Here is a 12,422-nt window from a genome sequence, read left to right on the forward strand (position 1 = left end):
CTGACGCTGCTGCCGTACCTCGACGGGGAGCGCACGCCGAACCTGCCGAACGCCACGGGATCGCTGCACGGCCTGACCCGCTCGAACGCGACGCCCGAGAACCTCGCGCGGGCTGTCGTCGAGGGCATGCTGCTCGGGCTCGCGGCGGCGGTGGATGCCGTGCGCGCGGCCGGGTGCCCCGTGCACCGGGTGCTGCTGATCGGCGGGGCGGCTGCGTCGGTGGCCGTGCAGGAGGTCGCCGCTGACGTGTTCGGCGTGCCCGTGGCGATCCCGAGCCCGGGTGAGTACGTCGCGGTCGGTGCGGCGCGGCAGGCCGCGTGGGCGCTGGCCGGTGGCGATGCTCCTCCCGCCTGGGACGTGGCCGTCGACGTCACGATCGACCCCGACGAGGCCGGGCGCGCGCGGGCCGCCGAGGTGCGTGGCCGCTACGCCGCGACGGTGGCGGCGACATACCCGTGAGGGGTGGCGAGCCCTCCCAGGGCGGTGCACCCCACCCCTGAAGGTGGCGGTTTCGGGCTCGCTTGCTGCGGGGGTTTCCTGTGAACCAGAGGTCATAAGCCACCTCCAGCACTCATTGCGCCGCGCAAGGAATCCCTTCACGGCTGCAACGACTTCTCACAGCACCCCAACCACCCCCCTCACAGGTTCGGCCCGCCGACCCCTGTCACGCGGTCGTTCCCGGCTCGAGCCTGGCGCCGGCGGGCACCGTGACGCCTCGGCCGATGACCGAGTCGCGCCCCACCACGGCGATGTGGTCGTCGTGGGCCCGCGTGGCCCGGGTCGCCTGACCCACGCGTGCCCCGACCTCGACCCGCACGCCCTCGTCGAGGATCGCGGTCACGACCCGAGCGTCACGCGCGACGCGAACGCCGGCCAGCAGCACGGCATCCTCGATCACCGCGCCGGGCTCGACCACGACGCCGGGCCCGAGGACGCTGCGCCGCACCGTCCCCTTGACATGACACCCGGCGCTGAGCACGACGTCCTCGAGCACGGCGCCCGTGTCGACCCGTGACGCAGGCAGTTCGGGCCATCGGGTGAGCAGCGGCCAGTCCGGGCGGTCCAGCACGTCGACGCGCCCGGCCAGGAGATCGCGGTGCGCCGACAGGTAGGCGGCCGGGGTGCCCAGGTCTGCCCAGTACCCCTCGTGCGGCCAGGCGTGCACGACCCCGTCACGGATCAGGCGAGGCAAGAGGTGCTCGCCGAAGTCGCCGATGCCGGTGTTGCCGTCGTCGGTGTGCGACAACTCGCGGCGCAGGTCCTCGAGGGTGGCGAGCAGCACGGTCGGGTCGTAGACGAAGACCTCCGCCGAGATCGTCGTGCCGCTCGGGCGCTCCGGCTTGTAGTCCAGCCGCGTGACGTGCGAGCCCCGACCGACGGTGATGACGGCCTTGTCGGCCGCCTGGGTTCGCGACACCTCCGTCGTGACGACGGTGCAGTGCGAGCCCCGCTCGAGGTGTGCAGCCACGACCGGGCGCAGGTCGAGCGCCAGCACCTGGTCTGTACTCATGACGACGACGGCGTCCGGTGCGAACTCGCTGATCGCGTCGGAGAACCGGTGCAGGTCATCGCCGTTGCCGTTGGAGAAGCCGTCCTGGGCCGCCGATCCCCCGCCCTCCTGCGGCATCAGCCAGCGCAGGCCTCCGCGGGTGCGGTCGAGGTCCCAGGGTCGACCGGACGCGAGGTGGTGGTGCAGCGACCCGGCCTGGTACTGCACCGACAGCCAGACGTCGGAGATGCCACTGTGGGCGCAGTTGGTCAGCGCGACGTCGATCAGCTGGAACGACCCGGCGAACGACAGGGCCGGCTTGGCCCGCTCACGCGTCAGGACGTCGAGCCGAGACCCCTGACCACCCGCCTGGACGACGGCTAGGACCCGCGGGTTCGTGCGCATGGGTGACACTGTGCCGGATGCCGCGGCTCACGGGCGCTTTAGGGTGGGGGGATGAGCGCGAGTGCACGAGAGTTCGACATCGTCCTGTTCGGCGCGACCGGATTCGTGGGGCGCCTGACCGCTCGCCACCTCGCCGCCGAGGCCCCCGAGGGGGTGCGGATCGCCCTGGCCGGTCGCTCGCAGTCACGCCTCGAGGACCTCGCCCGCGGGCTCGGGTCGCAGGCCGCCGGCTGGCCGCTGCTCGTCGTCGACGCCACGAACCCGGATGCCGTGGCCGACCTCGCGCGCCGCGCTCACGTCGTCGTCACGACCGTCGGGCCGTACGTGAAGTACGGCGTGCCCCTGGCAGCCGCATGCGCCGAGGCCGGCACCCACTACTGCGACCTCACCGGTGAGGTGCTCTTCGTGCACCGCAGCATCGCCGCCAACCACGAGACCGCGAAGCGCACCGGGGCGCGCATCGTGCACGCGTGCGGCTTCGACTCGATCCCGAGCGACCTCGGGGTGATGCTCACGGCGCAGGCCGCCAAGGCCGACGGTGCTGACCTCGGCCGCACCCACCTGGCCGTCCGGAGCATGAAGGGCGGGTTCAGTGGCGGCACCATCGACTCGGCCCGGGTGCAGGTCGACGAGCTCAAGGCAGACCCCACCACGCGACGCATCGTGGGCGACCCGTGGGCCCTCGCCGAGGGTCCCCGGCCCGGCCGGGACCGCAAGGTCGCGAGCGCAACCGGCGCCACGGCATCCGGGTCGTCGGGTTCTTCTGGCGCGTCGGGGCCCGCGGCGGTGCTCGCGAAGCTGGCGAAGGCCTCGCCGGTCAAGCGCGATGCCGACAACGGCCACTTCACCGGCCCGTTCGTCATGGCGGCCTTCAACACCCGGATCGTCGCCCGGTCGGCGTCGCTGCTCGGGTACGGCGAGGGGTTCCGGTACGTCGAGTACTCCGACTACGGCAGCGGGCCGACCGGTGCCTTCGCCGCGGGGATGACGTCGGTGGCCCTGGGCGCAGGGCTCGCGGGGATGTCGTTCGGGCCGACTCGGTCGTTGCTGGACCGGGTGCTGCCCAAGCCCGGCGAAGGCCCGAGCGAGGAGGCCCAGGCGGCCGGACGGTTCCGCATGGAGGTCACCGGCGAGGCCACGAACGGGGCGCGGTACCGCACCACTGTTGCTGCCCCCTACGACCCGGGCTACAGCGGCACCGCGGTGATGCTGGGCCAGGCCGCGCTCGCCCTGCTGCAGGACGGTGACGCGCTGCCCGATGCTGCAGGGGTGCTCACCCCCGCGACGGCGATCGGGATGCCGCTGGTCGAGCGGCTGCGTGAGCACAAGTTCACGCTCGACACGGTTCGCCTGCCCGACTGACCCGCGGCACCTATTCCGTGGCAGCCGCCGCCGCACCCTGGATGCCGGTTGCGGTCACCAGGTGCAGTCGCTGCACGTCGGTGCTCGTGACGTAGTCGCCGACGCGGTCGAGGAAGTACCGGGTCGTGGCCTGCGCCTCGTGCTCGGCCAGCGCATCTTCGTCCGCGTAGAGCTCGTAGAAGATACGAACGTCGGGCTCGGCCTCGAGCGCGTGCACCGCGTAGGCCAGCGTGCGGGGCTCATGGGCCGCGATGCCCGCCACCGTCTCGCGCATCAACGCGTCGAACGCCTCTGCGCACCCGGGCTTCAGCGCGAACCGGACCACCAGACCGAACTGGGACATCTGCTCCTCCTCGGGATCAGCCGACTCTTTCACGTCGAGGGCTCTAGCCCTGAACCGAGATGGCGGCGGCGATCCGCTCGGCGTCGATGCGCAGCTCGCGCAGCATCCCCGAGATCGGGTTGGTGAAACCGGTGAACCACAGCCCCGCAGCGCCCGGGGGCTCGTGGGCGCCGTGCACCACGGGCAGCCCCCGCCCGTCGAGCACCCCGAGGTCGCCGACCAGCGGCTCGAGTCCGGCGCGGTAGCCGGCGGCGACCAGCACGGCATCCGGCCGAAGCCTCGTGCCGTTGGTGAGCACCACCTCGTCACCGTCGAAGGCCTCGACGGCAGCCACGGGTTCGACACGCCGCGTGCGGATGGCATCGACGATGCCGACGTCCTGCACCGGCACCCGCCCCACGAGCACGCGCGAGTACAGACCCGGGTCGGCGCGCGCCATCCCGTAGGCGCTGAGGTCGGGTTCCTGGACGGCGGCCAACCCATGAGCCACCCGGTCGACGAGCCGGGGAGGCAGGCGCCGCACGAGGATGCCGGTGCCCTGTGCGGGCCAGCCCAACATGTCACGACGGATGATGTGCGGCGGCGTGCGCACGGCCAGCCACACCCGGGTGGCCCCGTGCTCGGCGAGGTCGGTCGCGATCTCGGTGCCCGTGTTGCCGGTGCCGACGACGAGGACGTCGCGGCCGGCATACGGGCGACCGTTGCGGTAGTCGCGGGCCAGCACGAGGTCGCCGGTGAAGCCGTCGAGGTCCGGCCAGTCGGGGGTGACCGGAGTGTGGTTGTAGCCGGTGGCGATGATCACGTGATCGGCGGCGAGCGGGGGTCCGTCGTCGAGGTGGACCAGCCACCGGGCGCTGTTCGCTGCGGTGTCGCCGGCCGCGGCGTCGGCGCGATGGGATGCCGCGGCACCGGCGCGCTCGATGCGCGTCACCGCGGTCCCGAGACGAAGCTGGATGCCGTGGTGCGCGACGTACTCCTCGAGGTACGCCACGACGTCGGCACGGGCCACCCACCGGCCGAACCGGCGTGGGATCGGGTAGCCCGGCAGGCCCGACCACCGCCTCGGCGTGTGCAGGTGCAACCGTTCGTAGTGCCGTCGCCAGGAACTGCCGACCTGGCTGTCGCGGTCGACGACCAGGGCCTGAACCCCACGCGCGCCGAGCGCGGCAGCCGCGGCCAGCCCGCCCGGTCCGGCACCGATGACGACGACCTGCGCTGGGCTCATGCAGGCACCGTACCGACGGGTCACGACGGTTCGGGTGAGAACGGTCTCCCCCGACGGGCCGCCTGCGCCACGGGCCGATAGATTTGACCCACGAAACCCAGCGCAGGAGGCTCGATGTCCGATCCGTCGCCCGTCACCACCCTCACCGATGACGCCTGCTGGGAGATGCTGCACGAGCAGGAGTTCGGTCGGCTGGCCTTCCACCTGGCCGACGAGGTCCACCTCGTCCCGATCAACTACGCCGTCGACGCCGACCGGCGAATCGTGTTCCGCACCGCCGAGGGCAGCAAGCTGCTCGGGCTGACGATGAACGCTGACGTCGCCTTCGAGATCGACGAGTTCACCGAGGACGAGGCCACGAGCGTCGTCATCCGGGGTCGCGCCCGCCAGCTCGAGCACCACGAAGAGGCCGAGACCGAGCTGCTGCCGCTGCGCCCGTGGGTCAACACGGCGAAGTTCAACACGATCGTCATCGAGGTCGACGAGATCACCGGGCGCAGGTTCGGACTGACCCGCCCGTGGCTGCACATGAGGCCCCAGGAGGACTGAGCGCTCGCGGTGGTCATCCGACCGATCGAGCCGGGTGACTGGCCGGCGTTCTTCCCCGTCTTCCGCGACATCGTCGAGGCTGGTGAGACCTACGCCTACCCGCTCGGCCTGACGCCCGAGCAGGCGTGGGACCTGTGGGTAGAGGGCCCCCCTGGCGTCACCGTGGTCGCCGTCGACGAGTCGGGCGCTGTCCTCGGATCGGCGAAGTCAGGGCCCAACCGCCCCGCCCGCGGGAGCCACGTGGCCACGGCATCCTTCATGGTCTCGCCGGCGGCCCGCGGCCGCGGAGTGGGGCGCCAGCTCGGCGAGTGGGTGCTCACGTGGGCCCACGAACAGGGCTATGCCGCAATGCAGTTCAACGCCGTGGTCGAGACGAACGAGGCTGCTGTGACCCTGTGGAAGGACCTCGGGTTCCAGGTCATCGGCACGGTCCCCGAGGCCTTCGAGTCACGCACCCACGGCCGCGTCGGTCTCCACGTGATGCACCGGTACCTCTGACGTGGGCCGACCGGCGCGCGCGCCACGAGTGGTCGTCGCCAGCGACTCGTTCAAGGGTTCGCTGACCTCGCTTGAGGTGGGGGATGCCGTCCGCCTCGGGTTGCTGGACGTCGCGCCTCACGCTGAGGTCGTCGTCGTGCCGGTCGCCGACGGTGGAGAGGGCACCGTCGCTGCTGCGCTGGCGGCCGGGTGGCACGCCGTGCCCGTGGCAGTGCACGGCCCGACGGGCTTGTCGGTGACCGCGACGGTAGCCGTGAGAGACGGGAGGGAGGATCTGGCGCCGATCCCGGTCGCCGAACAGGGTCTGATCCCTATCGTCGCGCTCGTGGAGATGGCTGACGTCTGCGGGCTCGGGCGCTTGCCGGATGCCGTTCCGGCACCCCTCACCGCGTCGAGCCGCGGTCTCGGCGAGGCGATCCACGCTGCCCTGGACCTCGGGGCGGCAGAGGTCATCGTCGGCGTCGGTGGGTCGGCCAGCACCGACGGCGGCGCCGGAATGCTCGCTGTCCTGGGCGCCCGACTGCTCGATGCCAGCGGGGTCGATCTCCCTGACGGCGGGGCCGCGTTGACTCGGCTGACCCACCTCGACCTCAGTGGGCTCGACCCGCGCCTGGCCCACACCAGCATCGCCCTGGCCGCCGACGTCGACAGCCCACTGCTCGGCCCGACAGGTGCGGCGGCGGTGTTCGCGCCGCAGAAGGGCGCCACCCCAGCCGAGGTCGACCTCCTCGAGGCAGCGCTCACCCACTGGGCCGACACCGTCGAGTCACGCCCCGACGTACCGATATCGACCAATAGGTCACTCCAGGGACAGGAAGGCGGCGTACCCCGAGTGACCTATTGGTCGATGGGGGGACGGATGCCGGGTGCCGGCGCCGCGGGCGGCGTCGGCTTTGCGCTCATGGCCGTCCTCGGGGCGCACCGCCGCTCCGGCATCGACCTGGTGCTCGACCTCGTCGGCCTCGATGCCGCCCTCACCGGAGCCGATCTCGTCATCACCGGCGAAGGGTCCCTCGACGCGCAGACCCTGACGGGCAAGGCAGTGCGAGGCGTCGCCACACGGGCGACCGCGCACGGCATCCCCGTCGTCGCGGTGTGCGGCCGACTCGCCCTGGACGACGCCGACCTGACGACCCTCGGGCTGAGCGCGGCCTACCCGCTGTCCGACCTCGAGCCTGACCCTGAGCGTTCGATGGCCGACGCCGCACGACTGCTGCGGCACACCGGTAAGCGCATCGCCCGCGACTGGCTCAGCCACCCACCGGGGTGACCGGCTCGCCACCGGCCAGCACGGCGAGCACGTTCGCCACGGCGAGGTCAGCCATCGCGGTGCGCGTCTCCACCGTCGCCGAGCCCACGTGCGGCAGCAGCACGACGTCCTCGCGCCCGAGCAGGCCGGGGTGCACCTGCGGCTCGTCCTCGAAGACGTCGAGCCCCGCCCCCGCGATCTCCCCGGCCTCGAGCGCCGCCACCAGGGCGGCCTCGTCGACGACCGGCCCCCTCGACGTGTTGACCAGGTGCGCTCCCGGCCGCATCAGCCGCAGCTCGCGCGCCCCGATGAGGTGACGTGTGGCCGGGGTGAGCGGGCAGTGCAACGACACGACGTCGGATGCCGTGAGCAGCTCGTCGAGGTCGACCACCGCCGCGTCGAGCTCACCCACCACGGCCGCGTCCGGCGACGACCGCCCGGCCAGCAGCACCTCCATGCCGAACGCCTTGGCCCGCCGAGCCGTCGCGAGCCCGATCGCCCCGGGCCCGACGATGCCCAGGGACTTGCCACGCAGGCCCACCCCCAGGTGAGCCGTGAGGCTCCAGCGCCACGGCTCACCGGTACGGACCCGGCGCTCGGCCGCCCCCAGCCCTCGCGTCGACATGAGGATCAGCGACATCGCGATGTCAGCGGTCACATCCGTCAGCACACCTGGCGTGTTCGTCACGAGCACCCCCCGCTCGCGGCAGGCTGCGACGTCGACGTTGTCGTATCCGACGGCCACGTTCGCGACGACGCGAAGCCCCGGCCCCGCGGCATCCAGCGCCTCAGCGTCCACCCGGTCGACGAGCATCGCGACCAGGGCGTCGACCCCGGGCAGCGCGGCCAAGAACTCGTCGCGGGGCATCGGGGCGTCGATGTCGCGGAAGACGACGACGTGGCCGGCCTCGCGAAGGCGCGCCACGGCATCCCCCACGACCTGAGCGGTGACGAGAACGCGCCCCACGGTCACATGATCTTTCGGACCAGCGGCAGGGGCAGGTGACGCATCGCCTTGCCGAGCGGCACCCACGGCCACGCCGGCACCAGCGCGTTGGCCTTCTCCTTCTCCATGGCGTCGACCATCGCGGCCACCCCGGTGCGGGTGTCGACGATGAACGGGGTCTTCTTGACCCGCTCGTTCATCTCCGAGCGGATGTAGCCGGGGTAGATCGTCGAGACGCGGATGTCGAGGTCGGGTTCTCCGAGCATCTCGTTGCGCAGGCCCTCGGCCAACGCGGCGACGCCGGCCTTGGTCGCGGCGTAGGTCGTGACGGTCTTGCGCATGCCGCGCATGGCCGACACCGACGAGATCATGACGAGGTGACCACGCTTCTGGTCGCGGAAGATCTCCATGGCGGCCTCGCACTGCGCCAGGGCGGCGACGAAGTTCGTCATCGCGGTCTGCCGGTTCGCGTCGTAGCGGCCGGTGCCGATCGGGGCACCCTTGCCCAGGCCCGCGTTGACCACGACACGGTCGATGACGCCGAAGTCGTCGCGGAAGGCTCGGAACACCTCGAACACCTGGTCGTCGTCGGTGACGTCGAGGGCCCGCAGCTCGACGCGCCGACCCGGGTGCTTGGCGACGATCTCGTCGCGCAGCTCCTCTAGGCGCTCGGTGCGGCGGGCCGCGAGCGCGAGGTCCCAGCCGCGGTCGGCAAGCTGGCGGGCCATCTCGGCGCCCAGTCCCGAACTGGCGCCGGTGATGAGGGTGGTGGGCATGTCGTGATCCTTCGGGTCAGGGCTGAGGAGGTCAGAGTGGGGTCAGGGCTGAGTGGCGTGGCTTGGGTCAGGGCTGCCCGGCGAGCAGGGCGCTGCACCGCGCATCGAGGATGCGCACGAACTCCCCGAAGCGGGCGTACGCCGGGTTGCTCGTCTGGCCGTGGTGGTAGCGGTAGTAGATCTGCTGGGCGATGCCGGCGAGGCGGAACAGGCCGAACACGTCGTAGAACAGCCACTCCTGCGGCGTCACGTCGAGCGAGCGAGCGGCGCAGTACCGCTGCACGACCTCGGCGCGGGTCAGCATGCCGGGCGTGTGCGTCGGCTGGAGCCGCACGGCGAGGAACGCCGGGTCGTCGTCGGCCTGCACCCAGTAGGCCAGCGCAGAGCCGAGGTCCATGAGCGGGTCGCCGACGGTCGCGAGTTCCCAGTCGAGCACCCCGACGATCCGGGTGGGGCCGGCTGGGTCGAGCACGAGGTTGTCGAACCGGAAGTCGTTGTGGATCACCACGTGCGGCCGGTCCCCCGGCTGGTGCGCGTCGAGCCACCCCATCGTCGCCTCGAGGTCGGGCACGTCGGGGGTGCGGGCCCGCCGGTACCGCCCCGACCAGCCCTCGACCTGGCGCCGCACGTACCCGTCACCGCGGTCGAGAACCCCCAGCCCGGATGCCGTGACGTCGACGTCGACGTCGACGTCGACGTCGTGCAACCTCACCAGCGTGTCGATCGCGTTCTCACACAGGGCCCGCACCCCGTCGACATCGAGCCCCAGCTCGGGCGGGATGTCGCGCCGCAGGATGGTGCCCTCGATGCGCTCCATGACGTAGAACGGCGAGCCGATGACGCTCTCGTCGTCGCAGGACGCCACCATCGCGGGCACCAGCGGGAACGCGCCGGCCAGCGCCGCCTGTAGGTCGTGCTCGCGGCCCATGTCGTGCGCGCCCTTGGCCTTGGTGCCGAACGGCGGGCGACGCAGGATGAGGTCGCGGCCGCTGTGGAAACGCAGCAGGTAGGTGAGGTTGGAGGCCCCACCGACGAACTGGCGCACCTCCGGCAGGCCGGTGAGCTCGGCCCGGTCGACGGCATCCGAGGCGTTCTCGCGCAGCCAGGCAGCGACCCGCTCGACGTCGAACGCGTCCTCATCGCGTACCTCGGCGAGTGCCTCAGTCACGGGTGAGCTCCGCGGGGTCGGCGCCGGCGCGCCGGGCCAACCGCTTGGCCTGCGCGGTGAGCATGCGGTCGTAGAGCGGGCGCACGAACCGCTTGGAGTAGTACGCCTGCCGCCCGAGCCGGTCGGTGAGGATGACCCGCTTGCGCGCGTCGACGCCCTTGAGCACGATCGCGGCGATGTGCGCGGCATCCACGCTCGCCTGGGTGATGAGCCGCACCCCCGCCTCCTGCATCGCGGCGTCCTTGCCGGAGAAGGACTGGTGCAGGTTGGTGCGGAAGAACGCCGGGCAGACGACCGAGACGTCGATCGACCACGGCGCGAGCTCGAAGGACAAGGTCTCGCTCAGGGCCACGACCCCCGCCTTGGTCGCGTTGTAGCTCGACATCCCCGGCCCGTGCACGAGCCCGGCGAGCGAGGCGACGTTGACGATGTGCCCCGACTTCTGGGCCTTGAACATCGGCGTGAAGGTGTGGCACCCGCGGGCCACCCCGAGCAGGTTGATGTCGACGACGCGCTCCCAGTCCGACATCGACTCGACGTCGATGCGCCCGCCGGTCGCGACTCCTGCGTTGTTGACGAGCAGGTCGAGGCCGCCCCAGGTGTCGCGCACCCACGCCATCGCGGCATCCCAGTCCTGCTGCGAGCGCACGTCGAGGCGACGGTAGGCGGCACCCTCGGGCACGGCATCCGGCCGGTCCTCGGCGAGGTCGACGACGAGCACGGTGTCTCCCCGGTCGAGCATGAGCTCGGTCAGGGCCAGGCCCAGCCCCGAGGCGCCACCCGTGACGAGGACGCGCCGGCTCATCGGCTGCCGCCAGCCGGGGTGACGGGCGTCGAACCGGATGCCGTTGCCGTTGTTGCTGTCGCCGCGCGCTCGGCGTAGGGCCGCAGCAGGTGACGAGCCACGACGCCGAGGTGCACCTCGTCCGGCCCGTCGGCCAGGCGCAGGCTGCGGGCGCCGGCGTAGGCCGCGGCGAGCGGGAAGTCATCGCTCATGCCGCCACCACCGTGCAGCTGGATGGCCAGGTCGATGACGTCGCAGGCCATCTGGGGCACGGCCGCCTTGATCTCGGAGACCTCGGACTGGGCGCCCTCGATGCCGACGGTGTCGAGCTTCCAGGCGGCGTGCAGCACGTGCAGCCGCGCTTGGTTGATGGCGATGCGGGCCCGTGCGAGCCGCTCGCGGTTGCCACCGAGGTTGGCGATCGGCTTGCCGAAGGCGACACGCTGGGTCGAGCGCTCGCAGGCCAGCTCGAGCGACTTCTCGGCCAGGCCGATGAGGCGCATGCAGTGGTGCACGCGCCCCGGGCCGAGACGGCCCTGGGCGATCTCGAAGGCGCGGCCCGGCCCGGCGAGGATGTTGCTGGCGGGCAACCGGACGGCATCCAGGTTCACCTGTCCGTGACCGAGAGGCTCGTCGTACTGCCCGAGCGCGGTGAGCATGCGCTCGACCGTGACGCCGGACGCGTCGAGCGGGACGAGCACCATCGAGTGCTGGCGGTGGCGGTGCGCGCTCGGGTCGGTGAGCCCCATGAAGACGCCGATGCGGCAGTCGGGGTGACCGGCACCGGTGGACCACCACTTGCGGCCGTCGAGGACGACCTCGTCGCCGTCGAGGGTGGCGGTGGCCTGCATGTTCGTGGCATCGGAACTCGCGACGCCGGGCTCGGTCATGAGGAAGGTGCTGCGGATGCGCCCGTCGAGCAGCGGGTCGAGCCACTGCTCCTGCTGCTCGGGGGTGCCGTACTTGAGCAGCACCTCCATGTTGCCGGTGTCGGGGGCGTTGCAGTTGAACACGAGAGGAGCCAGCGCCGAACGGCCCATCTGCTCGGCGATGCTCGCGTAGTCGGTGTTGGTCAGGCCCTTGCCGCCGTCCGTGCCGAACCGCTCGGCGTGGGCGTCGCCGTGCCCGGCGGGCAGGAAGAGGTTCCACAGCCCCTGCGCGCGAGCCTTGGCGGCGAGGTCGGCGAGCGCTGCCGGGGGTGGCCAGGCGTCCTCACCGCGGGCGCGGCGGGCGGCCACGTCGGCGAGCATGGCCGGCTCGACGGGTTCGATCTCGGTGTCGATGAACGCGCGGACGTGCTCGGCGAGGTCAGCGGCGCGGGGGGACGGTGCGAAGTCCATGTCCTTGACCCTAGAGGGTTGTTGAGCAATGCTCAATAGCGTGAGGTCGCCGTCACGGGTGCGCATGTCCCCGCAGGAACGCCGCCGCCAGCTCGTCGGCATCGGCCTGCGCAAGTTCGTCGAACAGCCCGTGCAGGACCTCTCGCTCGACGAGGTCGCGGCCGAGGCCGGCGTCTCGCGCGGGCTGCTCTTCCACTACTTCCCGAGCAAGACCGAGTACCACCGCGCGGTGGTCGAGGCGGCCTGGCGTCGGGTGGGGCGCAACGTGGCTCCCGACCCGGATGCCGT

Annotated in this window: 14 protein-coding genes; 6 read left to right on the forward strand and 8 right to left on the reverse strand. The window is 71.9% G+C overall.

Features of this window, described 5'->3' with window-relative positions; translation table 11 throughout:
* The coding region (locus PLL68_RS08825; protein WP_324533399.1) for an FGGY-family carbohydrate kinase at window positions 1-459 on the forward strand (459 nt) is incomplete at its 5' end.
* A 205-nt stretch (window positions 460-664) separates the two neighbouring features.
* On the opposite strand, the gene PLL68_RS08830 is transcribed toward PLL68_RS08825, so the two are convergent.
* On the reverse strand, window positions 665-1,894 hold the full coding sequence (locus PLL68_RS08830) for a glucose-1-phosphate adenylyltransferase family protein (RefSeq protein ID WP_324533400.1): 1,230 nt from the start codon (window positions 1,892-1,894) through the stop codon (window positions 665-667).
* A 51-nt stretch (window positions 1,895-1,945) separates the two neighbouring features.
* Between PLL68_RS08830 and PLL68_RS08835 the strand changes: the two genes are divergently transcribed.
* Window positions 1,946-3,256: a saccharopine dehydrogenase family protein gene (locus tag PLL68_RS08835; RefSeq protein ID WP_324533401.1), complete on the forward strand. Its 1,311-nt coding sequence runs from the start codon at window positions 1,946-1,948 to the stop codon at window positions 3,254-3,256.
* A 10-nt stretch (window positions 3,257-3,266) separates the two neighbouring features.
* Here the strand turns inward: PLL68_RS08835 and PLL68_RS08840 are convergent, their stop codons facing one another.
* Window positions 3,267-3,632, reverse strand: a complete 366-nt coding sequence (locus PLL68_RS08840) for a putative quinol monooxygenase (RefSeq protein ID WP_324533402.1) — start codon at window positions 3,630-3,632, stop codon at window positions 3,267-3,269.
* Between the two features lie 10 nt (window positions 3,633-3,642).
* A complete protein-coding gene (locus tag PLL68_RS08845) occupies window positions 3,643-4,824 on the reverse strand; it encodes a flavin-containing monooxygenase (RefSeq protein WP_324533403.1) in 1,182 nt (393 codons plus the stop codon).
* Between the two features lie 114 nt (window positions 4,825-4,938).
* On the opposite strand from PLL68_RS08845, the gene PLL68_RS08850 reads away from it, so the two are divergent.
* Genes PLL68_RS08850 through PLL68_RS08860 form a run of 3 tightly spaced genes read left to right on the forward strand, consistent with a single transcriptional unit; the run spans window position 4,939 to window position 7,141 of the window.
* Window positions 4,939-5,373, forward strand: coding sequence for a pyridoxamine 5'-phosphate oxidase family protein (locus tag PLL68_RS08850; RefSeq protein WP_324533404.1), 435 nt, complete (start codon window positions 4,939-4,941; stop codon window positions 5,371-5,373).
* A gap of 9 nt (window positions 5,374-5,382) precedes the next feature.
* Window positions 5,383-5,871, forward strand: a complete 489-nt coding sequence (locus PLL68_RS08855; RefSeq protein WP_324533405.1) for a GNAT family N-acetyltransferase — start codon at window positions 5,383-5,385, stop codon at window positions 5,869-5,871.
* Window position 5,872: 1 nt separating this feature from the next.
* Window positions 5,873-7,141, forward strand: a complete 1,269-nt coding sequence (locus PLL68_RS08860; RefSeq protein WP_324533406.1) for a glycerate kinase — start codon at window positions 5,873-5,875, stop codon at window positions 7,139-7,141.
* Here PLL68_RS08860 and PLL68_RS08865 read toward each other — a convergent pair.
* The 5 genes from PLL68_RS08865 to PLL68_RS08885 all read right to left on the reverse strand — a co-directional run bounded on the left by PLL68_RS08865 (window position 7,122) and on the right by PLL68_RS08885 (window position 12,134).
* Window positions 7,122-8,087 (reverse strand): 2-hydroxyacid dehydrogenase, encoded by a 966-nt coding sequence (locus tag PLL68_RS08865; RefSeq protein WP_324533407.1) that lies wholly within the window; start codon window positions 8,085-8,087, stop codon window positions 7,122-7,124. The genes PLL68_RS08860 and PLL68_RS08865 overlap by 20 nt on opposite strands.
* A gap of 2 nt (window positions 8,088-8,089) precedes the next feature.
* The gene (locus PLL68_RS08870) at window positions 8,090-8,842 is read right to left on the reverse strand and encodes an SDR family oxidoreductase (RefSeq protein ID WP_324533408.1); all 753 of its coding nucleotides are present in this window, start codon (window positions 8,840-8,842) and stop codon (window positions 8,090-8,092) included.
* 67 nt (window positions 8,843-8,909) lie between these two features.
* A complete protein-coding gene (locus PLL68_RS08875; RefSeq protein WP_324533409.1) occupies window positions 8,910-10,010 on the reverse strand; it encodes a phosphotransferase family protein in 1,101 nt (366 codons plus the stop codon).
* Complete coding sequence (locus tag PLL68_RS08880; protein ID WP_324533410.1) at window positions 10,003-10,815, reverse strand: SDR family NAD(P)-dependent oxidoreductase; 813 nt, start codon at window positions 10,813-10,815, stop codon at window positions 10,003-10,005. The genes PLL68_RS08875 and PLL68_RS08880 overlap by 8 nt, the downstream gene beginning before the upstream one ends.
* Complete coding sequence (locus tag PLL68_RS08885; RefSeq protein WP_324533411.1) at window positions 10,812-12,134, reverse strand: acyl-CoA dehydrogenase family protein; 1,323 nt, start codon at window positions 12,132-12,134, stop codon at window positions 10,812-10,814. The genes PLL68_RS08880 and PLL68_RS08885 overlap by 4 nt, the downstream gene beginning before the upstream one ends.
* 28 nt (window positions 12,135-12,162) lie before the next feature.
* On the opposite strand from PLL68_RS08885, the gene PLL68_RS08890 reads away from it, so the two are divergent.
* A partial coding sequence (locus tag PLL68_RS08890) for a TetR/AcrR family transcriptional regulator (RefSeq protein ID WP_324533412.1) occupies window positions 12,163-12,422 on the forward strand: 260 nt, incomplete at its 3' end.

Source organism: Ornithinibacter sp. (assembly GCF_035443565.1).
Taxonomy (GTDB): domain Bacteria; phylum Actinomycetota; class Actinomycetes; order Actinomycetales; family Dermatophilaceae; genus Fodinibacter.

What these genes read in the sequence shown, in the direction of transcription:
- PLL68_RS08830 (WP_324533400.1), bottom strand. Translation starts at nt 1,894, where the DNA reads ATGCGCACGAACCCGCGGGTCCTAGCCGTCGTCCAGGCGGGTGGTCAG.
- PLL68_RS08835 (WP_324533401.1), top strand. Translation starts at nt 1,946, where the DNA reads ATGAGCGCGAGTGCACGAGAGTTCGACATCGTCCTGTTCGGCGCGACC.
- PLL68_RS08845 (WP_324533403.1), bottom strand. Translation starts at nt 4,824, where the DNA reads ATGAGCCCAGCGCAGGTCGTCGTCATCGGTGCCGGACCGGGCGGGCTG.
- PLL68_RS08850 (WP_324533404.1), top strand. Translation starts at nt 4,939, where the DNA reads ATGTCCGATCCGTCGCCCGTCACCACCCTCACCGATGACGCCTGCTGG.
- PLL68_RS08870 (WP_324533408.1), bottom strand. Translation starts at nt 8,842, where the DNA reads ATGCCCACCACCCTCATCACCGGCGCCAGTTCGGGACTGGGCGCCGAG.
- PLL68_RS08880 (WP_324533410.1), bottom strand. Translation starts at nt 10,815, where the DNA reads ATGAGCCGGCGCGTCCTCGTCACGGGTGGCGCCTCGGGGCTGGGCCTG.
- PLL68_RS08885 (WP_324533411.1), bottom strand. Translation starts at nt 12,134, where the DNA reads ATGGACTTCGCACCGTCCCCCCGCGCCGCTGACCTCGCCGAGCACGTC.